This window comes from Kluyvera sp. CHPC 1.251, assembly GCF_036759945.1.
GTDB classification, from domain to species: Bacteria; Pseudomonadota; Gammaproteobacteria; order Enterobacterales; family Enterobacteriaceae; genus Kluyvera; species Kluyvera sichuanensis.
The window spans coordinates 242,944-265,324 of the sequence record NZ_JAPKIC010000003.1; the positions used below are offsets into that span (position 1 = coordinate 242,944).

Here is a 22,381-nt window from a genome sequence, read left to right on the forward strand (position 1 = left end):
AATATTAATATATATGCTTATAGGTATTCATGGCGGGGAATATTTTAGGAATACATCAAAGTAAGATGATGTGATATTTAGAGTAGAATAACTATGGGTGCTTGAGACTGTCTGTCTCAGGTGTTCGCCCGGTGATAGACAGAGAAAAGCCCCACCTGATGATAAATCAAAGTGAGGCCAACTCTATGCATGAACACCATAAGGTTAGCCTCTTACTTGTTGAAAATCAACACAGGAGGCAAAGGATGCCGCAAAAATCTATGTTGTGTAGTTTGATAGTGATATGTCTCACTATTCTATTATTTACCTGGATGGTTCGTGATTCATTATGTGAATTGCATATCAAGCAAGGAAACAATGAATTAGCGGCATCTTTAGCCTGCGATATTAGACAGTAAGGGCGTACGACGGGGAATATTCCCCGCCGCTATTGCGGCGTTATGCAGGCTCAATGCACCCTGTTTTATTTACCAAACAATATTAAGGTTTTCCGTTAGCGGAAGGCCTTTTTTTATGGATATGAAAATTGTGCAAAAAAGAACCTTGAAATGGCAGGCGCAATGCGTTTATGCTTTGCCGCGACGAATCCCTCGTCTCACTGAGGCACACTGAAAATGGACAAACACACCTGCTGAATTCGAATCCTTGCTGGGCGCTTGCCGCAAGCAGGGGAACTATTGATTTCATTCAGGAGTGCTTATGGCCCATTGTGCGCAATCCCCTTCTTTTGTTTTACATCAGGTTACCTGCCAGTTTGCGACGGGTGATACTCTTTTTAGCCCGCTGAACTTATCGCTGGAGCGTTCACTCTGCGGCCTTGTTGGGCGTAACGGTGTGGGCAAATCCCGACTGCTGCGCCTGTTGGCTGGCGTCGATGCCCCCTCAGACGGACATATCGAACGTTTTGTATCCTGCGCCTATGTCGCTCAGCAGCATGCAGCCTCAGCGGAGACCACGCTGGCGGAACTGTTGGGCTATGACGCAATTTTCGCCGCGTTGCAGCGTCTCGAGCAAGGCCAGCCCTACGATGACGACATCGAGAAGCTGGACGGTTTCTGGGATCTACCGGACCGGCTCCATGCCGCTTTTCAGGGCGCGGGGCTGGGGGAGTTTAATCCGTTAAGGCTGGCTGGTTCCTTAAGCGGCGGCGAGCGGGTGAAAGCGCTGCTATGCGCCGCGTTCACCTCCGGTACTCATTTTCTGCTGCTTGATGAACCCACCAACCATCTGGACCGCCCTGGACGTGAGTGGTTCTATCAACAGCTCGATGCCTGGCAGGGCGGGGCGCTTGTCGCGAGCCACGACCGGGAACTGCTGGCGCGGATGCCGCGAATTCTTGAACTGACCCCTGTCGCGCTACGCAGCTATGGCGGTAGCTACGAGCAGTATCAGCAGCAGCGTGATGCGGAACAGCAGGCGGCGCGAGCCGCGCTCGATCATGCCGCCACTGAACGTCGTCGCACGCGTGCCAGGCAGCACAAAGAGCATGATGACTGCCAAAGGCGCTCAGCAAAAACGCTGCGCACCGTCGATTCTCTCAATATCGCATCGTTCGAACGGGTGAAGTACAAAGGGGCGGCAAGAGAGCGGCCTGGCACCCTGTTGCGCCAGCATCGTGAGCAGCAGGGTGCATTGGACAGTGCGGTGAAGCTGGCGCGAGAGCGGGTGGAAGAGGATACGCCGATAATGTTTACTCTGCCCGGTAGCGTAGTGCCGTGCGGAAAGCAGGTACTGGTGCTGGAGGCGTTACAGCTGGTACATCAGGAACACCCGGCTTTCGACTGGCGCATGGATGGCCCGATGCGGGTTGCGCTGCGTGGCCCCAATGGCTGCGGAAAAACGACGTTGCTTAAAACGTTAGTTGGGCTTGAGGCGCCGTCTGCCGGACACTGCCAGCTGTCGGTCGCTGCTGCCTGGCTGGATCAGCATCTTAGCCAGTTCGACCTGGCGTTATCGGTAATGGCCCATCTGCGAGCAGGTGATACGCCGCTGGAGGAAGGGGCACTGCGTACCAGGTTGGCGCAGTTGCAGCTTGGGGCGGATAAAGTGAATCTGCCGTTATCGGCGCTCAGCGGTGGCGAACGGTTGAAGGCGGCGCTGGCCTGCGTACTGTGGCGGCGAGAATCTACACAGCTCTTATTGCTGGATGAGCCGACCAACCATCTCGATCTGGCATCGGTTCAGGCCATTGAGACGGCGCTGGCTGATTTCCCGGGGGCGATGCTGGTGGTGTCTCACGATGAGGCGTTCTTACAGGGGTTGAAACTGACGCATGTGCTGGAGTGGCGCGAGTCCGGCTGGCATTTTACCGCGTTATAGATAAAAAAAATCCCCGCCATAAGGCAGGGATTTTCAATTCTTAGCGGCGTTAACTTACAGGGAAGTTACGTTGCCAGCTGCTGGGCCTTTAGCGCCGTTCTCGATGGTGAAGGAAACTTTCTGACCTTCGTCCAGAGATTTGTAGCCATCGTTCTGGATAGCAGAGAAGTGTACGAACACGTCTTTAGAACCATCGTCAGGAGTGATGAAGCCGAAACCTTTATCAGCGTTGAACCATTTTACGATACCAGTCATTTTACCGGACATAGAAATTACCTTTAAAAATTAATTGAGCCTTACGGCGATATGGCATGCTTTACAGAATTTAAAGCGTAAAGGAATGTCGCTACGAGGGGTACCAATGGATAACCTTGAAGGGAACTGCTTTACTCAACTGCTTTGTGGTCTGTATGTCAAACCGTGGATGTATTAACGCATACTTCTTATCGCAAAAGCAAACGTTATCTACGGATAAATTACAGAGCTCCTGAGGTTTGAGCATTGGTGATGATTAGTAATTAATTGATAAATAATGATTATTTGTGTTTGTGAGTGGTTTGTAAAAAACGTTATTTGACCCCGGCAGCGCACTGCCGGGGCGAAATATCAGATCTTTTGCGCCGATTCAGGCAGCGTTGCCGCTGCGTTGTCGCTTTTATTCTGCTGATTTTTACTGGCCGCGTACTTCACCATCAATGCGATGGCAGACAGTACTGCTGGAATCGCCAGCAGGGCAAAAATGGTCTTAAACGACAGCTCCGCCTGCATCAGGAAGGCACCGCTGAAGGCACCGAGGATCCCGCCAAAGCGCCCCAGGCCCAGCATCCAGGCCACGCCAGTTGCACGTCCCTGGGTTGGATAAAAGCCGGCCGCCAGCGCTGGCATTGAGGACTGAGCACCGTTCATAATCGTCCCTGCGATAAACACCATCACGCCCATTAGCACCAGGTTGCTGGTTGAGAAGCCCACCAGGCAGACAAAAATACCGGTTAGCAGATAGCCTACCGCTACCACTTTGTTCGGGTTGATTTTGTCCATCAGCGCGCCGAGCACCAGCACGCCAATTCCCCCGCCGAGCGGGAACAACGCGGTGATGACAGAAGCCTGGCTCAGCGTCGCGCCGGTCTCACGGATCAGCAGCGGTAACCAGCTGGTCAGCAGATAGAAGATCAGCAGGCCCATAAAGTAGGTCAGGCACAGCATGATGGTGCCCACCAGGTAGCGCGGGGAGAAAATGACCCCCAGCGCCGACTGCTCTTTGACCTGGCCCGCCTCCTGCAGAACAAAGCGGGTGTTCTCTGGCAGCGCGGCAATGCGGCGCAGAATATTGCCAATCTGTTGCTGAGAGCGGTTTTTAACCGCCAGATAGCGGGCCGACTCTGGCAGCAGGAAAATCAACGCGACCGCCAGTACTAGCGGCATCACGCCGCCCAGCACCAGTACGCTCTGCCAGCCGTAATGCGGGATCATCCATGCGGAGATAAAGCCGCCCATTGATGAACCAATCGGGAAGCCGACGAACATCAGGTTAACCAGCAGCGCGCGGCGGCGCTCCGGTGCGTATTCGCTCATTAACGTTGCGGCGTTTGGCATGGCGGCACCAAGCCCGAGGCCGGTTAAGAAACGCAGAACCGTCAGCTGCGTCAGCGAGGTAGCAAAGGCGGTAATCAGGCTGAAGCCGCCAAAGACCAGAATCGACAGCACCAGCACCTTCTTACGGCCAATGCGGTCAGCCATCGGCCCTGCGGTCAGCGCGCCAACGGCAAGGCCAACCAGCGCGGCGCTCATCACCGGACCAAGGTCAGATTTCTGCACGCCCCATTCCTGAACCAGGTCGGACGCAATAAAGCCGATAATGGCGGTATCAAAGCCGTCCAGCGCCACGGCCACAAAGCACAGTGCCAGAATCATCCACTGGTACTTTGAGAAGGGATGGCGATTGATAAAAGCCTGAATATCCGTTGTTGTCTGTGTTGTCATGCGGTAATTCCTGCTAATCGGTGCGAAGAAGTGGTTTTTACAACGCTTATCTTCTTCGTCGGTATTGAGGTGTTTGGGCGATTATCGAACGTTTTGTCGTTAATCGTTCGTTAAATAAAATCACTTATGCCGCAAGACAACAATCCGCCGTGGTCAGGAAGTGTGCGATTATCGCGCTATCCGTGATGAATTGGCTTATTTGTAGATGGAAAATAGCGATATATCAGTGCGTTATTTCTTTTTTTGTACCGAGTTTTCGCGATGATAAATGTGATGAATGCAACAGCTTATTAACATTTTACGATGACCGTCGGAGAACGTATGAAAAAGGTATCTTGCGGCGCGGCTCTGGACTATCCTTGTCACCGTTGGGCACGCGTGTGCCGGTTTGCGCTTTTTTTTGGCTGAAGGAGTATGAAAATGGCGACAGGAAAGTCCTGCTCTCGCTGGTTTGCGCCTGTTGCGGCGTTATTAATGGTGGTTAGCCTGAGTGGGTGTTTTGATAAGGAAGGCGATCAGCGTAAAGCATTCGTCGATTTCCTGCAGAATACCGTTATGCGCGGCGGTGAACGCCTGCCGACGCTGACCGCTGACCAGAAAAAACAGTTCGGTCCTTTTGTTTCCGACTACGCCGTTATTTATGGCTACTCGCAGCAGGTAAGCCAGGCGATGGATGCAGGTTTGCGTCCGGTTGTTGATAGCGTTAACGCGATTCGCGTGCCGCAGGATTACATGACCCAGCGCGAGCCGCTGCGTCAGGCTAATGGTTCACTGGGCGTTCTGAGCCAGCAGCTGCAGAATGCGAAAATGCAAGCTGATACCGCGCACGCTGCACTGAAGCAGGCAGATGACCTGAAGCCGGTGTTTGATCAGGTATACAGTAAAGTGGTGACCGGCCCGTCCGATGCGCTGCAACCGCTGATCCCGGCCGCGCAGGTGTTCACTCAGCAGCTGGTGCAGGTGGGTGATTTTATTGCGCAGCAGGGTACTCAGGTCAGCTTTGTGGCGAACGGCATCCAGTTCCCAACTTCGCAGCAGGCAAGCCAGTACAACTCGCTGATTGGCCCGCTGGCGGCACAGCACCAGGCGTTTAGCCAGGCGTGGACCGCAGCAGTTAACGCCACCAGATAAACATTATGGCTGCCCGGCGCGATGCCGGGCAGCGTCGTTTATCCCGCAACCTGCGGGTTCACGCAGTTCTTCTCCACGTTCCCCTGCAGCGCATCAATCAGGTTATCTACCGCACAGGCCGCCATGTTGTAGCGGGTTTCATGCGTCGCGGAACCGATATGCGGCAGTGCCACCACGTTAGGTAGCTTCAGCAGCGGGGAGTCTACCGGCAGCGGCTCTTGCTCAAATACGTCCAGCCCGGCGGCGTGGATCTCACCGTTTTGCAGCGCGGCAATCAGCGCCTGCTCGTCCACTACCGGGCCACGGCCGGCGTTGATAAAGATGGCGGAAGATTTCATTCGGGCAAACTGCTCGGCACCGAACAGGTGGTGCGTTTCTTCGCTCAGCGGCAGGATCAGGCAGACAAAATCGGCTTCTTCCAGCAGCGTATTTAAATCACAGTAGCGGGCGTTAAAGCGCTCTTCCGCCTGAGGATGGTGGCGTCGTGCATTGTAGAGAATCGGCATGTTGAAGCCGAAATGCGCGCGCTGGGCGAGGGCCATACCAATACGCCCCATCCCGACAATTCCCAGCGTCTTGTGGTGTACGTCGATGCCGAACCAGTCCGGGCCAATCCCCTGCTTCCACTCGCCTGCTTTGACACGCTCGGCCACTTCCACCACGCGACGGGCGGAGCTTAATACCAGCGTCATCAGCGTATCGGCCACGGTTTCGGTTAGCACCGTCGGCGTGTGCATCAGCAGAACGCGACGAGCGTTTAGCGCATCGACATCAAAATTGTCATAGCCCACGGAGATGGTGGAGGTGGCGCGCAGCTTCGGCATCTTCTCTAACAAAGCGGTATCAACGGTTTCACTGGAACCCAGCAGCCCTTCGGCATTGGCAAACGCTTCGGTGTGCTGTTGCACGGTCTCCGGGTGCAGGTTGGGTACGCGGGTGACGGTGAAATGAGTGTTCAGGCGCTGTAACAAATCGTCAGGCAGGGTTTTGTAGAGAATAACGGACGGCTTCATGGGTATCTCCATGGGTTGAAGAGGGAAGTGTTGATCGTTAGCAGGCTTAACAATCCCACAGCGGGGCGAAAAGTACCAGTCCAGAAAATGGGGTGGGAAGAAACCGGACAGGGAAAGCGCCCTGTCCGGTCAGGGCGTTACTGTGGGCTTAAGGTGATTTCTACGCGACGGTTCTGCGCTTTGCCTTCAGCGGTGCTGTTGCTGGCGATAGGATTCGCCGGTCCCATACCGGAAGTACGGATACGAGCAGCGGCCACGCCCTGGGTGATGAGCGAGCTGGCAACAGAGTCAGCACGTTGCTGCGACAGCGTCATGTTCAGCTGCTGACTGCCTGTGCTGTCGGTATAGCCGACCACGTTCACCGCGGTTTTCTCATACTCTTTCAGCACCATTGCCACACCGGTCAGCGTGTTGGCCCCTGCGGGTTTGAGGGTGGAAGAGGAGCTGTCGAAGGTGACGTTGTTTGGCATGTTCAGCACGATATTGTTGCCATTACGCGTGACGCTTACGCCGGTCCCTTGCATTTTCTGACGCAGCTTGGCTTCCTGTGCATCCATGTAATAACCCACGCCACCGCCAACGGCTGCACCGGCAGCCGCGCCAATCAGCGCGCCTTTGCCGCGATCGTGCTTAGACGAGGCCAGCGCGCCGATACCCGCGCCCACGAGTGTCCCGAGACCTGCGCCAATGCCGGTTTTGCTGGCTTCCTGTTCACCGGTATACGGGTTGGTGGTACAGCCGGAAACGGCCAGTGCGCCGCTAACCAGGGCTGCAATCATGAGCATGCGTTTTTTCATCTTATTTCCTTAATCCTTTTTATTCTTTGCCACGGCAGGTGTGGCGGTTGATTATGACGTGCAAAACCGGGGAAAATTCCCGGAAGATTTTGTCTTTTTGTAAAAAACATTGAGCGATGAACAAAACGTCGCCGAACCACCTGCATCAGCTATCCGGGAGCTCGCTTTGCCACATTCACCGACCACGAAAACTATCCTGACTGCCGCCCACTGGGGCCCCATGTGGGTTGAGACCGACGGCGAGCGCGTGCTCTCTTCACGCGGTGCGCTGAAAACGTCGTTCACCAATTCCCTGCAAAGCGTGGTCCGCGATCAGGTGCACAGTAAAACGCGCGTACGCTACCCGATGGTGCGTAAAGGCTTTCTGGCATCGCCAGGTCGCCCTCAAGGCGTTCGCGGCCAGGATGAGTTTGTGCGGGTGAGCTGGGAGGAGGCGCTGACGCTGATTGACCAGCAGCACCGCCGTATTCGTGAAAGCTACGGGCCGTCGTCCATTTTTGCAGGGTCGTACGGCTGGCGCTCAAACGGCGTATTGCACAAAGCGGCGACGCTGCTTCAGCGCTATATGAGCCTGGCGGGGGGTTATACGGGGCATCTGGGTGATTACTCTACCGGCGCGGCGCAGGCGATCATGCCGCACGTGGTGGGCGGCAACGAGGTCTATCAGCAGCAGACCAGCTGGCCGATGGTGCTGGAGCACACCGACGTGGTGGTGCTGTGGAGCGCCAACCCAATGAATACGCTGAAAATTGCCTGGAACGCTTCTGACGAACAGGGGCTGCCCTATTTTGAACAGCTGCGAAAAAGCGGTAAACGCCTGATCTGTATCGATCCGATGCGATCGGAAACCGTTGCCTTCTTCGGCGAGTCGATGGAGTGGATTGCGCCGCATATGGGCACGGACGTGGCGCTGATGCTGGGCATCGCCCATACGCTTGTCGTCAATAACTGGCACGATACCGACTTTTTATGGCGCTGTACTACCGGTTTCCCGACGTTTGCCGATTACCTGCTGGGTAAAAATGACAATGAGGCGAAGTCTGCTGAATGGGCGGCAGCGATTTGCGGCATTAGCGCAGATAAAATTCGCGAACTGGCAGATATCTTCCATAAAAATACCACCATGCTGATGTCAGGCTGGGGAATGCAGCGCCAGCAGTTTGGCGAACAAAAGCACTGGATGCTGGTGACACTCGCCGCCATGCTGGGGCAGATTGGCACGCCGGGTGGCGGCTTTGGCCTCTCTTATCACTTTGCGAACGGCGGTAACCCGACGCGTCGCGCGGCGGTGCTGGCATCTATGCAGGGCACGGTGAAAGATGGCGTTGATGCTGTCGATAAAATCCCGGTAGCACGAATCGTTGAGGCGCTGGAAAACCCCGGTGCGCCGTACCAGCATAACGGATTGGATCGCCATTTCCCGGATATTCGCTTTGTCTGGTGGGCGGGCGGCGCCAACTTTACCCATCATCAGGACACTAACCGACTGATTCGCGCCTGGCAAAAGCCCGAACTGGTCGTCATTTCCGAATGCAACTGGACGGCAGCGGCGCGTCACGCTGATATTGTGCTGCCCGCTACCACCTCGTTTGAACGTAACGACCTCACCATGACCGGCGATTACAGCAACCAACATCTGGTGCCGATGATGCGGGTGGTGATGCCGCGTGATGAAGCGCGCGATGATTTTGAGGTATTTTCTGACCTCAGCGAGCGCTGGGAAACCGGTGGGCGCGCGCGCTTTACCGAAGGAAAAAGCGATCTGCAGTGGCTGGAGACCTTCTATCACATTGCCGGGCAGCGCGGAGCCAGCCAGCAGGTGACGCTGCCGCCGTTTGCTGAATTCTGGCAGGCCAACGAATTGATTGAGATGCCGGAGAGCGAGCAGAACGCCGCCTTCGTACGCTTCGGCGCGTTTCGTGCCGATCCACAGGCAAACCCGCTGAAAACGCCAAGTGGTAAAATTGAGATCTACTCCGAGCGGATTGCCAGCTTCCAGTATCCCGACTGCCCGCCGCACCCGATGTGGCTGGAGCCAGACGAGTGGCATGGCAATGCGCAACCGGGCCAGCTTCAGCTGCTGTCCGCCCATCCGGCACATCGCCTGCACAGCCAGCTTAACCATACGACGCTGCGTGAACGCTATGCGGTTGCCGGGCGTGAGCCGCTAACGCTGCACCCGCAGGATGCGCAGGCACGGCAGATTAACGATGGCGATCTGGTACGCGTCTGGAACCATCGCGGGCAGGTGCTGGCAGGGGCGGTAGTGAGTGAAGACATCAAGCCCGGCGTTATTTGCCTGCATGAAGGGGCGTGGCCGGATTTAGATCTTCAGGCGGACGGTATCTGTAAAAACGGCGCGGTGAATGTCCTCACCAAAGATATCCCCAGCTCGCGGCTGGGGAACGGGTGCGCGGGGAATACGGCGCTGGCCTGGATTGAAAAATATGCGGGGCCAGCGCTTACGCTAACGGCGTTTGATCCGCCTGCCAATGCATAATCCAGGTCGGATGCCGGGTTTCATCTTGCCACGCGCTGTCCTGAATACGGAAACCCTGCGCGTGATAGAAATTCACCGCCCGGCTGTTCTTCTGATACACCTCCAGGCTGAGCTCGGAGAAGCGCTGCTTCACGACGCTCAGCAGCGCGCTACCAATGCCGTGGTGGAGCAGGTTCGGCGCGACAAACAGCGCGCCAACGAACCTTGCTTCAATCACGCTGACAAACCCCTGTAGTCGCTGTTCCTCCTCAAAGACCCAGGTTTCTGCCGCGGGGAGGTAGGTGTCGCGCACGATGGGCAGGCTCTCCTGCCAGTACTGGGGGGCGATAAACGGGTGTGCGTAGGTGGTGCTTTCCAGCCAGAGCCCCAGCAGCGGTTCAAACTGGCTAGTGTTCCATTTTCTTATCATGCTGAGCTCCAGGATGGCAGAAGCAGTGGGTGACGTGGTCGTTGACCAGCCCACAGGCTTGCATGAAGGAATAACAAATCGTGGTGCCAACAAACTTAAAGCCACGTTTTTTCAGTGCTTTAGATAGCGCGTCAGAGGCTGGCGTTGAGGTGGCAATACCGCTTAGTTCGGCGGCCTGGGTGACGATTGGGGTGTTATCAACAAACGACCAGACAAAGTCATTAAACGATTCACCGTTGGCTTCCATCGCCAGGAAGGCGCGAGCGTTGCCGATAATGGCCTGAATTTTTCCCCGATGGCGAATGATACCGGCATCCAGCACCAGTCGCTCCACGTCGGCTTCGGTCATCGCGGCGACCTTGGCCGGGTCGAAATGGTGAAAGGCATGGCGATAGTTTTCGCGTTTTTTCAGTACGGTAATCCAGGAAAGTCCGGCCTGCTGTCCTTCCAGACAAATCATCTCAAACAGCTCCTGGTTATCCCTTTGGGGCACGCCCCATTCAGTGTCGTGATACGCGATGTACAGCGGATCCTGACTTACCCAACCGCAGCGTTGCATTTGATTCTCCCTGTTTTTGTTGATGGATCACGCCTGATAATAAAACCCTGCACTTCTCTTGACGCTGATAAGAAAATAGCAATAGTTAGTACAGGGGAGTTCCCCTCTAAAAACATAACAATAATTGCCGAATCTGGCTCTTTAGTGGAGTCAATTAATGAATAATAAGAAATGCAATGGCCTTTGGCGATGTGCTGTTCTGGCATCGGGCTTTGTGTGGATGTTACTTTCGCCACATGCAAATGCCTGGCAACAGGAATATATCGTGTCTGATGGGCAAAGTAATACTGCCGAGCGCTATACATGGGATAGCGATCACCAACCGCGATATGACGACATCCTTGCTGAACGCATTGAGGCGCTGCAGGCGGGGGCCGGGGTCAATATGAATTTGCCGGATAACACCCCACTGGATGCGACTAAAACCATGAGCATCGGCTTGAATATTCCGCTCACGGAAAATATGACGATGGGCCCCGTCGCCGCCTGGCACTATGACGGCTCGCCGGGCTTCATGTGGAATGAGTTCGGCGATACGGTGAACAGCGTTTCGCAGTCCGATGCGCTGTGGCACGCGAGCGTCAGTACGCTGGGCTGGCGCGTCGATACCCATCCGTGGCTAGGGATCCGTCCGTGGGCGCAGGTGAGCTACAACCAACAATTTGGTGAAAACCAATGGAAAGCGCAGTCCGGGCTTAACCGTACGCCAACCTCAACGCAGGATGGCAACTGGGTTGATGTGACTCTGGGGGCAGATATGTTATTAAATTCACATCTGGCCGCCTATGCCGCGCTCTCGCAGGCCGATAACATGTCTGCTGGCACCAACTATTCCTACATGATGGGCGTGAGCGCGCGCTTCTGATCTACGATGTTTCTTTGAAAAATTCAGCGGCAGGTGATTTTTCGCAATGCCATTCATTCCGCCGCTGATGCATTTCATTCCGTCCTGAATGCACTTCATGCCTTTTAAAACCCGCAAAAATGCTAACTTCGTTATCGTTGGCAGCAGTTAATTTAAGAAGGCATCATCATCATGAACGCTGCAACCAAAAATCATACCCGCTGGCTGACATTATTCGGCACCATCATTACCCAATTCGCATTAGGTTCCGTTTATACCTGGAGCCTGTTTAACAGCGCGTTGTCCACTAAGCTGGATGCATCCGTTAGCCAGGTGGCGTTCTCCTTCGGTTTATTAAGTTTAGGTCTGGCGCTCTCTTCTTCCGTCGCCGGTAAATTACAGGAACGCTTCGGCGTAAAACGCGTCACGATGGCTTCCGGTATTCTGCTGGGCATCGGTTTCTTTATGACGGCTCATGCGAACAATCTGATGATGCTGTGGCTGAGCGCGGGGGTTATTGTGGGTCTGGCGGACGGCGCGGGCTACTTGCTGACGCTCTCCAACTGCGTGAAATGGTTCCCGGAGCGTAAAGGCCTGATCTCCGCCTTTGCGATCGGTTCATATGGTTTAGGTAGTCTCGGTTTTAAATTCATCGATAGCCAGCTGCTGGCGACGGTAGGTCTGGAAAAAACCTTCATGATCTGGGGCGCTATCGTACTGGTGATGATTGTCTTCGGTTCCATGCTGATGACCGATGCACCTAACCAGAAAGTCACCACCACCAACGGCGTTGTCGCGAACGATTTCACCCTGGCAGAATCCATGCGTAAACCGCAGTACTGGATGCTGGCCGTGATGTTCCTGACTGCCTGCATGAGCGGCCTGTACGTTATCGGTGTGGCGAAAGACATCGCGCAGGGTATGGTACATCTGGATCTGGCAACCGCAGCGAACGCCGTGACCGTTATCTCCATTGCTAACCTGGGCGGTCGTCTGGTACTGGGTATTCTGTCTGATAAAATTGCGCGTATCCGTGTTATCACCATCGGTCAGGTTATCTCGCTGGTGGGTATGGCGGCGCTGCTGTTCGCTCCGCTGAATGAAGTGACCTTCTTTGCGGCGATTGCCTGTGTGGCCTTTAACTTCGGCGGCACTATCACTGTCTTCCCATCGCTGGTCAGCGAATTCTTTGGCCTGAACAACCTGGCGAAAAACTACGGTGTGATTTATCTGGGCTTCGGTATCGGCAGCATCTGTGGCTCCCTGATTGCGTCGATGTTCGGCGGGTTCTACATCACCTTCTGCGTCATCTTCGCACTGCTGATTCTCTCTCTGGCACTGTCTACAACAATTCGTCAGCCAAAAACAGAAGTTCTGCAGGAAGCTCACGCTTAATTATTACCTTTCCTCTTAAGTTGATTCTGACCAAATATTGTAAATGTTTGGTCAGATCACACTCTCTCCGAATACTTTTCCCCTTTCTTGTTGTCTACTTATCGCGCTTGCATGTGATGCCTGTAATGGCATAACGCATATATTAATTGGTTCGCTAATAATGTGATTTGGCACCAGTTTTTCTTTTTCCCTTTTCTCCAGGGTTTTGTTGAATGCGATATATAAAAGCGATGTCCCAGCAGACGTTGAGTCTTCTGCTGGCGGTCTACATCGGCTGGTTTATGAACTTCTCCGTATTGTCCCGTCGGTTTGAGGGGTATTTACAGGACTTCAGTTTCGAGAAAGGTCTGTTCATCATTATTGAGCTGGTCGGTACGCTGCTGGTGAGTTTCTTCTTATTCCGCGTGCTTTCTATTGGGGGCCGTCGGTTGTGGAAGGTGCTGGCAACGCTGGTGGTGCTGATTTCTGCTGGTGCCAGCTATTATATGACCAACCTGAACGTCGTGATTGGCTATGGCATTGTGGCTTCGGTCATGACCACTGATGTCGATCTTTCGAAGGAGGTCGTAGGCTGGCACTTTATCAGCTGGCTGGCGCTGACCAGTATCCTGCCGCTGGCCTGCATCTGGATTAACCAGGCGCGCGATACGCTGCTTTATCAACTGTGCACGTCGGGGCAGCGCCTTCGCGGTATTGCGATTGTGCTGCTGTCGGCGCTGCTGGTTTGGGGGCCGATTCGTCTGATGGAGGTCCATCTTAAGGAAACCGAGCGGCTGTCGCAGGTGGATCTGCCTAGCTATGGCGGCGTGCTGGCAAACTCTTACCTGCCGAGCAACTGGGTGGCGGCGCTGGGGCTTTACGGCTGGACGCAGGTTGATGAGTCGACAGATACCCGTGAGCTGTTCGACCCGGCGAAGAAATTCACCTATGTCGCGCCGAAGGATATCGATGACACCTACATGGTGTTTATCATCGGCGAAACTACCCGCTGGGATCATATGGGCCTGTTCGGCTATGAGCGCAATACCACACCGGGGCTGGCAAAAGAGAAAAACCTGGTCGCGTTCCGCGGTTACTCCTGTGATACCGCCACCAAGCTTTCACTGCGCTGTATGTTTGTCCGCCAGGGCGGAGCGAGCGATAACCCGCAGCGCACGCTGAAAGAGCAGAACGTCTTTGCGGTGCTGCATCAATTGGGCTTCACCGGTGACCTGCTGGCGATGCAGAGCGAGCTGTGGTTCTACAGCAACACGATGGCGAACAATATTGCCTATCGCGAGCAGATTGGCGCGGAGCCGCGTAACCGTGGCAAGAGCGTGGACGATATGCTGCTGGCCGACGAACTGCAAAACGTGATCGCCCGTCAAAGTGAGAAGGGCAAGCACCTCATTATCATCCACACCAAAGGCTCGCACTTTAACTACACCCAACGTTACCCGCGCAACTTTGCGCAGTGGAAACCGGAGTGTGTGAACGTGGACGACAAGTGCAGCAAGGCGGAGCTGATCAACTCTTACGATAACTCCATTACCTATGTCGATCACTTCCTGGTGAACGTCTTTGATCAGCTGCGCGATAAGAAGGCGATTGTCTTCTTTGCCGCAGATCACGGCGAGTCGATTAACGAGCACGAACGCCTGCACGGCACGCCGCGTAAGATGGCGCCACCGGAGCAGTTCCGCGTGCCGATGATGGTCTGGATGTCGGATAAATATCTGCAAAATCCGGACCACGCGAAGTCGTTCGCCTACCTGCAACAGCAGGCGGCGATGAAGCAGCCTAAGCGCCACGTGGAGCTGTACGATACGATCATGGGTTGCCTCGGCTACACCTCGCCAGACGGTGGTATCAATGAGTTCAACAACTGGTGCCACGTGCCGGAAACGAAAAGAACGGCGCAGTGACGCGTTCTTCATCGAACAAAAGGCATGGGTTTAATAAGGGATTGACGACCAAAAAACGCAGCAGTAAGATCTGCTGCGTACGGTGATTGGCGCAGCCTGGTAGCGCACTTCGTTCGGGACGAAGGGGTCGGAGGTTCAAATCCTCTATCACCGACCAGTTTGGAAAGCCTGCTTAATAAGCAGGCTTTTTGCGTTTATAGCGCCAGGTAGCCGGACGAGGCGTTTATGCCGATTCCGGGGAGATCCCGGCGGCGCTTCGCTTGACCGGGCTACATGCTACCTGTTCACAATTTTGTGACATATTCCATTGTATTTTCGTATGCATAGGCGAATCTTTTTTTTCGCTGCTTATGACTAAGCTCAGCATTTTCCCCTGTGCGTTTTAACGTTCGCGGCATTAATCGCTCAGATTATCATCATATCGAAATAAATTTTTCACATAACGGCTAAATGTTAATCGCTGAATGTTGCAAAATATTAAGTGAATTACTCTGCCTTCTTGCCCATAGCATAAATTTCTCTGCTGAAAATAGTGCTTCGGGGTTTTTTTAATCTTTGCCCATCCATTCTCACCTTCAATACAAATCCCGGTTAACTGTATTGACGTTTTCACATTCTGTTGACAGATTGTAGGGCATGAGGGGCATTTCATGGAGAATCCGCACTGCAACTCAGATGTTCCAGTGAAAGGAATCCCTCGCCTCTATATGCACCGACCAAGCCGGGTAAAAAATAAATAAGGTCAGGCGGTGTAACCCAATGCAAAGGGTAAAAACAACACATATCACATTGGAGCAGAATAATGAGTATTTCCTTGAAGAAGTCAGGGATGCTGAAGCTGGGTCTCAGCCTGGTCGCTATGACCGTTGCAGCCAGCGTACAGGCAAAAACCCTGGTTTATTGTTCAGAAGGCTCGCCGGAAGGCTTTAACCCACAGCTCTTTACGTCTGGTACCACCTATGATGCCAGCTCCGTACCTATCTATAACCGTCTGGTTGAATTCAAAACCGGCACCACGGAAGTGATTCCGGGTCTGGCTGAGAAATGGGACATCAGCCCGGACGGCAAAACCTACACCTTCCACCTGCGTCAGGGTGTGAAGTGGCAGGACAATAAAGATTTCAAACCAACGCGTGACGTGAACGCCGACGATATCGTCTTCTCCTTCGACCGTCAGAAAAACGCGCAGAACCCGTACCACAAAGTCTCTGGCGGCAGCTACGAATACTTTGAAGGCATGGGCCTGCAGGACCTGATTAGCGAAGTGAAAAAAGTCGACGATAATACCGTCCAGTTCGTGCTGACTCGTCCAGAAGCGCCGTTCCTGGCTGACCTGGCGATGGACTTCGCGTCTATTCTGTCAAAAGAATATGCTGATAACATGCTGAAAGCCGGCACGCCGGAGAAAGTTGACCTGAACCCAATCGGTACCGGTCCATTCCAGCTTGTTCAGTACCAGAAAGACTCCCGTATTCTGTACAAAGCCTTCCCGGGTTACTGGGGCACCAAGCCGCAGATCGACCGTCTGGTCTTCTCCATCACGCCTGACGCATCCGTGCGTTACGCCAAGCTGCAGAAGAATGAGTGCCAGGTCATGCCGTACCCGAACCCGGCTGACATCGCACGCATGAAAGAAGACAAGAGCATCAACCTGATGGAACAGGCTGGCCTGAACGTGGGTTACCTCTCCTTCAACACCGAGAAAAAACCGTTTGATGACGTGAAAGTGCGTCAGGCGCTGACCTACGCGGTCAACAAAGAAGCGATTATCAAAGCCGTTTATCAGGGTGCAGGCGTTGCGGCTAAAAACCTGATCCCGCCAACCATGTGGGGCTATAACGACGACGTCAAAGACTACAGCTACGATCCGGAAAAAGCCAAGGCGCTGCTGAAAGAAGCGGGCCAGGATAAAGGCTTCACCGTTGAGCTGTGGGCGATGCCGGTACAGCGTCCATACAACCCGAACGCTCGCCGTATGGCTGAGATGATTCAGGCTGACTGGGCGAAGATTGGCGTGCAGGCGAAAATCGTGACCTACGAGTGGGGCGAGTACCTCAAACGTGCGAAAGCCGGTGAGCACCAGGCTGTGATGATGGGCTGGACCGGCGACAACGGGGATCCGGATAACTTCTTCGCGACCCTGTTCAGCTGCGCGGCGGCGAAAGACGGTTCCAACTACTCTCGCTGGTGCTACAAGCCGTTTGAAGATCTGATTCAACCGGCACGTGCTACCGACGACCACAACAAACGCGTTGAGCTGTACAAACAGGCTCAGGTGGTAATGCACGATCAGGCTCCAGCGCTGATCATCGCTCACTCCACTGTATACGAGCCGGTGCGTAAAGAAGTCAAAGGCTATGTGGTTGATCCATTAGGTAAGCACCACTTCGACAACGTATCTATCGAATAATAAAGACGATGCCTTAACCGGCAGCGCAACGCTTCCTGCCCCCCTTGGGGTGGGAAGCTGCGCCGTATCTGCGCCTCTTGCGTTTAAGAAAGGCGGCAGATTTGTGAGCAATACAGACGACCTGTGACCAGGCGGGCCGTCATTAGAGAGAATCAGGGTTATGTTGCAGTTCATCCTCAAACGATTGGGTCTGGTGATCCCGACGTTTATCGGTATCACCCTCCTCACGTTTGCCTTCGTGCATATGATCCCCGGCGATCCGGTGATGATTATGGCGGGCGAGCGTGGTATTTCCCCTGAGCGCCATGCCCAGCTTCTGGCCGAACTCGGTCTGGATAAGCCAATGTGGCAACAGTACCTCCACTATATCTGGGGCGTACTGCACGGTGACTTAGGCATTTCATTGAAAAGCCGACTCCCGGTGTGGGACGAGTTCGTGCCGCGTTTTAAAGCGACGCTGGAACTCGGTATCTGCGCCATGATTTTCGCCATCGCCGTGGGCATCCCGGTGGGCGTGCTGGCCGCCGTTAAACGCGGTTCTATCTTCGATCACACCGCCGTTGGCCTGGCGCTGACCGGCTACTCCATGCCAATTTTCTGGTGGGGCATGATGCTGATCATGCTGGTGTCGGTGCACTGGAACCTGACCCCGGTCTCCGGGCGCGTCAGCGATATGGTGTTCCTTGACGACTCCAACCCGCTAACCGGCTTTATGCTGATTGATACCGCCATCTGGGGCGACCCGGGCAACTTTATTGATGCGCTGGCGCACATGATTCTGCCGGCCATCGTGCTCGGAACTATTCCGCTGGCGGTGATCGTGCGTATGACCCGTTCCTCCATGCTGGAAGTGCTGGGTGAAGACTATATCCGTACCGCGCGCGCCAAGGGGTTAACCCGTATGCGCGTGATCATCGTTCACGCCCTGCGTAACGCTATGCTGCCGGTGGTGACCGTTATCGGCCTGCAGGTGGGGACGCTGCTGGCAGGTGCGATTCTGACGGAAACCATCTTCTCCTGGCCGGGTCTCGGACGCTGGCTGATTGACGCGCTGCAACGCCGTGATTATCCGGTAGTGCAGGGTGGGGTGCTGCTGGTGGCGACGATGATTATCCTCGTCAACCTGCTGGTTGACCTGCTGTACGGCGTGGTGAACCCGCGCATTCGTCATAAGAAGTAAGGGGCCATCATGTCACAAGTTACTGAGAATAAAGCACCGGTGCCGATGACCCCGTTCCAGGAATTCTGGCACTACTTTAAGCGCAATAAGGGCGCGGTTATCGGCCTGGTTTACGTGGTTATCGTGCTGTTTATCGCTATCTTCGCCAACTGGATTGCGCCGTACAACCCGGCCGATCAGTTCCGCGATACGCTGCTCGCGCCGCCGGCGTGGCAGGAAGGTGGCACCTGGGCGCATCTGTTTGGTACCGATGATGTTGGCCGTGATGTGCTGTCCCGTCTGATGTACGGTGCGCGCCTGTCGCTGCTGGTCGGCTGTCTGGTCGTTGTGCTGTCGCTGGTCATGGGCATTGTGCTGGGGCTGATTGCTGGTTACTTCGGCGGCCTCGTCGATAACATCATCATGCGCGTCGTCGACATCATGCTGGCCTTGCCAAGCCTGCTGCTGGCGCTGGTGCTGGTGGCTATCTTTGGTCCGTCAATCGGCAACGCCGCACTGGCGCTGACCTTTGTCGCCTTGCCGCACTACGTCCGTTTAACCCGTGCCGCCGTGCTGGTGGAGGTGAACCGCGACTACGTGACCGCTTCCCGCGTGGCGGGTGCCGGGGCGATGCGTCAGATGTTCGTCAATATTTTCCCAAACTGCCTTGCGCCGCTGATTGTTCAGGCATCGCTTGGTTTCTCTAACGCCATTCTCGATATGGCTGCCCTCGGCTTCCTGGGGATGGGCGCACAGCCGCCTACGCCGGAGTGGGGCACCATGCTCTCTGACGTGTTGCAGTTCGCACAAAGCGCCTGGTGGGTCGTGACCTTCCCTGGGCTGGCGATCCTGCTGACAGTACTGGCGTTTAACCTGATGGGTGACGGTCTGCGTGACGCGCTCGATCCCAAACTGAAGCAGTAAGGGGACCGAGATGGCGTTATTAAATGTAGATAAATTATCGGTGCACTTCGGCGACGAAGGCACACCGTTCAAAGCCGTAGACCGCGTGAGCTACAGCGTAAATCAGGGCGAGGTTGTCGGCATTGTCGGCGAATCTGGTTCGGGTAAGTCCGTTAGCTCGCTGGCGATTATGGGGCTGATTGATTATCCCGGTCGCGTGATGGCCGAAAGCCTGCTGTTTAACGGTCAGGATCTGAAGCGCATTTCTGAGAAAGAGCGTCGCAATCTGGTGGGCGCCGAAGTGGCGATGATCTTCCAGGACCCGATGACCAGCCTTAACCCGTGCTACACCGTGGGCTTCCAAATCATGGAAGCCATCAAGGTGCACCAGGGCGGTAACAAAAGTACGCGGCGTCAGCGGGCGATCGACCTGTTAAACCAGGTGGGTATTCCGGACCCGGCTTCGCGTCTGGACGTTTACCCACACCAGCTTTCCGGTGGGATGAGCCAGCGTGTGATGATCGCTATGGCGATTGCCTGTCGTCCGAAGCTGCTGATTGCCGATGAACCAACCACTGCTCTGGATGTGACCATTCAGGCGCAGATTATCGAGCTGCTGCTGGAGCTTCAGCAAAAAGAGAACATGGCGCTGATCCTGATCACGCACGATCTGGCGCTGGTGGCCGAAGCCGCGCACAAAATCATCGTGATGTACGCCGGTCAGGTGGTGGAAACGGGCGCTGCGGGCGATATCTTCCGTGCTCCACGTCATCCGTACACCCAGGCGCTGCTGCGCGCGCTGCCGGAATTTGCTCAGGATAAAGCGCGTCTGGCTTCGCTGCCGGGCGTGGTTCCAGGTAAATACGACCGCCCGAACGGCTGCCTGCTGAACCCGCGTTGCCCGTATGCGACGGATAAATGCCGCAGCGTAGAGCCTGAGCTGAATACCGTTGACGGTGCTCGCCAGTCGAAATGTCACTACCCACTCGATGATGCCGGGAGGCCCACACTATGAGTACGCACGAGGCCACCTCGCAACAGCCGCTGTTGCAGGCAATTGACCTGAAAAAACACTACCCGGTGAAGAAGGGGATGTTCGCCCCGGAACGCCTGGTGAAAGCGCTGGACGGCGTGTCATTTACCCTCGAGCGCGGCAAAACGCTGGCGGTGGTCGGGGAATCTGGCTGCGGTAAATCGACGCTGGGCCGTTTGCTGACGATGATCGAAACGCCGAGCGGCGGTGAGCTTTACTATCAGGGGCAGGATCTGCTCAAACATGATCCGCACGCGCAGAAACTGCGTCGGCAGAAAATTCAGATTGTGTTCCAGAACCCGTATGGTTCTCTGAACCCGCGTAAAAAAGTGGGACAAATTCTGGAAGAGCCGCTGCAGATTAACACCTCGCTCAGCAAAGAGCAGCGCCGCGAAAAAGCGCTGGCGATGATGGCGAAAGTGGGTTTGAAAACCGAGCACTATGACCGCTATCCGCATATGTTCTCCGGCGGCCAGCGTCAGCGTATTGCAATCGCCCGTGGGCTGATGCTCGACCCGGACGTAGTGATTGCCGATGAACCGGTCTCCGCGCTAGACGTTTCCGTGCGCGCGCAGGTGCTGAACCTGATGATGGATTTGCAGCAGGAGCTGGGGCTTTCTTACGTCTTTATCTCCCACGACCTGTCAGTCGTAGAGCACATTGCTGATGAAGTGATGGTGATGTACCTGGGACGTTGCGTGGAGAAAGGGACGAAGGACCAGATCTTCAACAATCCACGTCATCCGTACACTCAAGCGCTGCTCTCCGCGACACCGCGTCTGAATCCGGACGATCGCCGTGAGCGCATCAAGCTGACCGGGGAGCTGCCAAGCCCGCTGAATCCACCGCCGGGCTGCGCCTTCAACGCCCGCTGCCGCCGTCGCTTTGGCCAGTGCACCCAGCTGCAGCCGCAGTTGAAAGAGTATGGTGGCCAGCTGGTGGCGTGTTTCGCGGTCGATCAGGATGAGAATCCAGAGAAAACGGTGTAACCCGATAACCCGAGCCGCAGAAGGAAAACTCTGCGGCTTTTTTGTATTGGTTGCTCGGGCAAGGCGTTTACGCCGCCCCCTGGAGTGCTCGGTGCATATCCCGGGCTACTCGCTGGCCGGGCGCAATTCTGAAAATGGGGTCGCTACGGCGAGTTGAAGGGCGGATTGCAGTAGTATCGTCGGCAAGCCGGGACTCCCGGTGAGGCGCAATGTTGCGGGGGCTTGATCCCCAGCGGCATAGGTTGCTGGAAAGAGAAAACCCCCGCACGTTGTTTGGAATAAACCAGCAACATAACGGGGGCCATTCTTTGACTCGCAAACAAAGAATAGCCGCGAACTGTTGCTATTGCAACCAAGGCGGCTACATGACGCTCGCAGAGCTTGGCGTGCTTTTCTGGCACGATCTGGCAGCTCCGATTGCGGTGGGAATTATCACCAGCGCTATTCTGAGCTGGTGGCGTAACCGGAAGTAACGCCCGCTAAGGGGCGTCTGTCCGCCGCAGTGGCAGCATGCGCCCGAACCGGGCCGCAGGGGTAAAATCCTGCGGCCTTTTTCGTCTTTGTAGCCCGGGCGAGGCGTTTACGCTGACCCCGGGACAGCTCGATGCTGATATTGATATCAGACCCGGCGTCGCTGTGCTCGGCCGGGCTACGTTCAGGTCGGGCGCAATTCTGAAAATGGGCTTGCTGCGGCGAGTTGAAGGGCGGATTGCAGTAGTATCGTCGTCAAGCCGGGACACCCGGTGAGGCGCAATGTTGCGGGGGCTTGATCCCCGGCGGCATAGGTTGCTGGAAAGAGAAAACCCCCGCACGTTGTTTGGTATAAACCAGCAACATAACGGGGGCTATCACTTGACCAGACATCAAGAGAATAGCCGCGAACTGTTGCTATTGCAACCAAGGCGGCTACATGACGCTCGCAGAGCTTGGCGTGCTTTTCTGGCACGATCTGGCAGCTCCGATTGCGGTGGGGATTATCACCAGCGCCATTCTGAGCTGGTGGCGTAACCGGAAGTAACGCCCGCTGAGGGGCGTC

Annotated in this window: 21 protein-coding genes and 1 tRNA gene; 15 read left to right on the plus strand and 7 right to left on the minus strand. The window is 55.2% G+C overall.

Annotated features, from left to right (window positions below; genetic code table 11):
- Window positions 1-245 precede the first annotated feature (245 nt).
- Both hokA and V6940_RS07945 read left to right on the plus strand, forming a co-directional pair.
- Window positions 246-398 carry a type I toxin-antitoxin system toxin HokA gene (hokA, locus tag V6940_RS07940; RefSeq protein WP_333495480.1) on the plus strand — a complete coding sequence of 51 codons (153 nt, stop codon included), beginning with the start codon at window positions 246-248 and terminating at the stop codon, window positions 396-398.
- 301 nt (window positions 399-699) lie between these two features.
- Window positions 700-2,319 (plus strand): ABC-F family ATP-binding cassette domain-containing protein, encoded by a 1,620-nt coding sequence (locus tag V6940_RS07945; RefSeq protein WP_333495481.1) that lies wholly within the window; start codon window positions 700-702, stop codon window positions 2,317-2,319.
- Window positions 2,320-2,373: 54 nt separating this feature from the next.
- Here V6940_RS07945 and cspE read toward each other — a convergent pair whose 3' ends face one another.
- Together cspE and V6940_RS07955 are read right to left on the minus strand one after the other, a co-directional pair.
- Window positions 2,374-2,586 carry a transcription antiterminator/RNA stability regulator CspE gene (gene cspE, locus V6940_RS07950; protein ID WP_035893107.1) on the minus strand — a complete coding sequence of 71 codons (213 nt, stop codon included), beginning with the start codon at window positions 2,584-2,586 and terminating at the stop codon, window positions 2,374-2,376.
- A 339-nt stretch (window positions 2,587-2,925) separates the two neighbouring features.
- Window positions 2,926-4,299 carry an MFS transporter gene (locus V6940_RS07955; protein ID WP_333495482.1) on the minus strand — a complete coding sequence of 458 codons (1,374 nt, stop codon included), beginning with the start codon at window positions 4,297-4,299 and terminating at the stop codon, window positions 2,926-2,928.
- Window positions 4,300-4,719: 420 nt separating this feature from the next.
- On the opposite strand from V6940_RS07955, the gene V6940_RS07960 reads away from it, so the two are divergent.
- Window positions 4,720-5,430, plus strand: a complete 711-nt coding sequence (locus V6940_RS07960; protein ID WP_333495483.1) for a DUF3053 domain-containing protein — start codon at window positions 4,720-4,722, stop codon at window positions 5,428-5,430.
- A 38-nt stretch (window positions 5,431-5,468) separates the two neighbouring features.
- Here the strand turns inward: V6940_RS07960 and ghrB are convergent, their stop codons facing one another.
- Window positions 5,469-6,443: a glyoxylate/hydroxypyruvate reductase GhrB gene (gene ghrB, locus V6940_RS07965; protein ID WP_333495484.1), complete on the minus strand. Its 975-nt coding sequence runs from the start codon at window positions 6,441-6,443 to the stop codon at window positions 5,469-5,471.
- 137 nt (window positions 6,444-6,580) lie between these two features.
- Entirely contained in the window at window positions 6,581-7,240 is a 660-nt protein-coding gene (locus tag V6940_RS07970) for an OmpA family lipoprotein (protein ID WP_035893103.1), read from the minus strand.
- 166 nt (window positions 7,241-7,406) lie between these two features.
- Here V6940_RS07970 and V6940_RS07975 point away from each other — a divergent pair, with 166 nt between their 5' ends.
- Window positions 7,407-9,740, plus strand: coding sequence for a molybdopterin guanine dinucleotide-containing S/N-oxide reductase (locus tag V6940_RS07975; RefSeq protein WP_333495485.1), 2,334 nt, complete (start codon window positions 7,407-7,409; stop codon window positions 9,738-9,740).
- Here the strand turns inward: V6940_RS07975 and V6940_RS07980 are convergent.
- From V6940_RS07980 to V6940_RS07990, 3 genes are read right to left on the minus strand one after another with little or no spacing between them, the layout of a single operon-like run.
- On the minus strand, window positions 9,703-10,149 hold the full coding sequence (locus V6940_RS07980) for an N-acetyltransferase (RefSeq protein WP_333495486.1): 447 nt from the start codon (window positions 10,147-10,149) through the stop codon (window positions 9,703-9,705). The genes V6940_RS07975 and V6940_RS07980 overlap by 38 nt on opposite strands.
- Complete coding sequence (gene tag, locus V6940_RS07985) at window positions 10,127-10,708, minus strand: DNA-3-methyladenine glycosylase I (protein ID WP_333495487.1); 582 nt, start codon at window positions 10,706-10,708, stop codon at window positions 10,127-10,129. Before tag ends, V6940_RS07980 begins: the two co-directional genes overlap by 23 nt.
- Window positions 10,687-10,944: a hypothetical protein gene (locus tag V6940_RS07990; protein WP_333495628.1), complete on the minus strand. Its 258-nt coding sequence runs from the start codon at window positions 10,942-10,944 to the stop codon at window positions 10,687-10,689. The genes tag and V6940_RS07990 overlap by 22 nt, the downstream gene beginning before the upstream one ends.
- Between V6940_RS07990 and V6940_RS07995 the strand changes: the two genes are divergently transcribed.
- From V6940_RS07995 to V6940_RS08045, 11 genes are all read left to right on the plus strand, one after another.
- Window positions 10,866-11,573: an autotransporter outer membrane beta-barrel domain-containing protein gene (locus V6940_RS07995; RefSeq protein WP_333495488.1), complete on the plus strand. Its 708-nt coding sequence runs from the start codon at window positions 10,866-10,868 to the stop codon at window positions 11,571-11,573. The two genes, V6940_RS07990 and V6940_RS07995, sit on opposite strands and share 79 nt — an antisense overlap.
- A 171-nt stretch (window positions 11,574-11,744) precedes the next feature.
- Window positions 11,745-12,947, plus strand: coding sequence for an L-lactate MFS transporter (locus tag V6940_RS08000; protein ID WP_220440671.1), 1,203 nt, complete (start codon window positions 11,745-11,747; stop codon window positions 12,945-12,947).
- A gap of 212 nt (window positions 12,948-13,159) precedes the next feature.
- Window positions 13,160-14,851, plus strand: a complete 1,692-nt coding sequence (gene eptB / locus V6940_RS08005; protein ID WP_333495489.1) for a kdo(2)-lipid A phosphoethanolamine 7''-transferase — start codon at window positions 13,160-13,162, stop codon at window positions 14,849-14,851.
- Window positions 14,852-14,931: 80 nt separating this feature from the next.
- Window positions 14,932-15,008 (plus strand) — tRNA-Pro (locus tag V6940_RS08010).
- Between the two features lie 645 nt (window positions 15,009-15,653).
- A complete protein-coding gene (dppA, locus tag V6940_RS08015) occupies window positions 15,654-17,261 on the plus strand; it encodes a dipeptide ABC transporter periplasmic-binding protein DppA (RefSeq protein ID WP_333495490.1) in 1,608 nt (535 codons plus the stop codon).
- 160 nt (window positions 17,262-17,421) lie between these two features.
- Complete coding sequence (dppB, locus tag V6940_RS08020) at window positions 17,422-18,441, plus strand: dipeptide ABC transporter permease DppB (RefSeq protein WP_333495491.1); 1,020 nt, start codon at window positions 17,422-17,424, stop codon at window positions 18,439-18,441.
- Window positions 18,442-18,450: 9 nt separating this feature from the next.
- Window positions 18,451-19,344, plus strand: a complete 894-nt coding sequence (gene dppC / locus V6940_RS08025) for a dipeptide ABC transporter permease DppC (RefSeq protein ID WP_333495492.1) — start codon at window positions 18,451-18,453, stop codon at window positions 19,342-19,344.
- 10 nt (window positions 19,345-19,354) lie between these two features.
- A complete protein-coding gene (gene dppD, locus V6940_RS08030; protein WP_185667422.1) occupies window positions 19,355-20,338 on the plus strand; it encodes a dipeptide ABC transporter ATP-binding protein in 984 nt (327 codons plus the stop codon).
- On the plus strand, window positions 20,335-21,345 hold the full coding sequence (dppF, locus tag V6940_RS08035; RefSeq protein WP_333495493.1) for a dipeptide ABC transporter ATP-binding subunit DppF: 1,011 nt from the start codon (window positions 20,335-20,337) through the stop codon (window positions 21,343-21,345). The genes dppD and dppF overlap by 4 nt, the downstream gene beginning before the upstream one ends.
- 365 nt (window positions 21,346-21,710) lie before the next feature.
- The gene (locus V6940_RS08040) at window positions 21,711-21,818 is read left to right on the plus strand and encodes a type I toxin-antitoxin system toxin Ldr family protein (protein ID WP_115073682.1); all 108 of its coding nucleotides are present in this window, start codon (window positions 21,711-21,713) and stop codon (window positions 21,816-21,818) included.
- 437 nt (window positions 21,819-22,255) lie between these two features.
- Complete coding sequence (locus tag V6940_RS08045) at window positions 22,256-22,363, plus strand: type I toxin-antitoxin system toxin Ldr family protein (protein ID WP_115073682.1); 108 nt, start codon at window positions 22,256-22,258, stop codon at window positions 22,361-22,363.
- Window positions 22,364-22,381: the final 18 nt, after the last annotated feature.

Bases quoted from the DNA above. Each gene is read 5' to 3' on its own strand.
- hokA (WP_333495480.1), top strand. From the start codon at position 246: ATGCCGCAAAAATCTATGTTGTGTAGTTTGATAGTGATATGTCTCACT.
- V6940_RS07945 (WP_333495481.1), top strand. From the start codon at position 700: ATGGCCCATTGTGCGCAATCCCCTTCTTTTGTTTTACATCAGGTTACC.
- cspE (WP_035893107.1), bottom strand. From the start codon at position 2,586: ATGTCCGGTAAAATGACTGGTATCGTAAAATGGTTCAACGCTGATAAA.
- V6940_RS07955 (WP_333495482.1), bottom strand. From the start codon at position 4,299: ATGACAACACAGACAACAACGGATATTCAGGCTTTTATCAATCGCCAT.
- V6940_RS07960 (WP_333495483.1), top strand. From the start codon at position 4,720: ATGGCGACAGGAAAGTCCTGCTCTCGCTGGTTTGCGCCTGTTGCGGCG.
- ghrB (WP_333495484.1), bottom strand. From the start codon at position 6,443: ATGAAGCCGTCCGTTATTCTCTACAAAACCCTGCCTGACGATTTGTTA.
- V6940_RS07970 (WP_035893103.1), bottom strand. From the start codon at position 7,240: ATGAAAAAACGCATGCTCATGATTGCAGCCCTGGTTAGCGGCGCACTG.
- V6940_RS07980 (WP_333495486.1), bottom strand. From the start codon at position 10,149: ATGATAAGAAAATGGAACACTAGCCAGTTTGAACCGCTGCTGGGGCTC.
- tag (WP_333495487.1), bottom strand. From the start codon at position 10,708: ATGCAACGCTGCGGTTGGGTAAGTCAGGATCCGCTGTACATCGCGTAT.
- V6940_RS07995 (WP_333495488.1), top strand. From the start codon at position 10,866: ATGAATAATAAGAAATGCAATGGCCTTTGGCGATGTGCTGTTCTGGCA.
- V6940_RS08000 (WP_220440671.1), top strand. From the start codon at position 11,745: ATGAACGCTGCAACCAAAAATCATACCCGCTGGCTGACATTATTCGGC.
- eptB (WP_333495489.1), top strand. From the start codon at position 13,160: ATGCGATATATAAAAGCGATGTCCCAGCAGACGTTGAGTCTTCTGCTG.
- dppA (WP_333495490.1), top strand. From the start codon at position 15,654: ATGAGTATTTCCTTGAAGAAGTCAGGGATGCTGAAGCTGGGTCTCAGC.
- dppB (WP_333495491.1), top strand. From the start codon at position 17,422: ATGTTGCAGTTCATCCTCAAACGATTGGGTCTGGTGATCCCGACGTTT.
- dppC (WP_333495492.1), top strand. From the start codon at position 18,451: ATGTCACAAGTTACTGAGAATAAAGCACCGGTGCCGATGACCCCGTTC.
- dppD (WP_185667422.1), top strand. From the start codon at position 19,355: ATGGCGTTATTAAATGTAGATAAATTATCGGTGCACTTCGGCGACGAA.
- dppF (WP_333495493.1), top strand. From the start codon at position 20,335: ATGAGTACGCACGAGGCCACCTCGCAACAGCCGCTGTTGCAGGCAATT.
- V6940_RS08040 (WP_115073682.1), top strand. From the start codon at position 21,711: ATGACGCTCGCAGAGCTTGGCGTGCTTTTCTGGCACGATCTGGCAGCT.
- V6940_RS08045 (WP_115073682.1), top strand. From the start codon at position 22,256: ATGACGCTCGCAGAGCTTGGCGTGCTTTTCTGGCACGATCTGGCAGCT.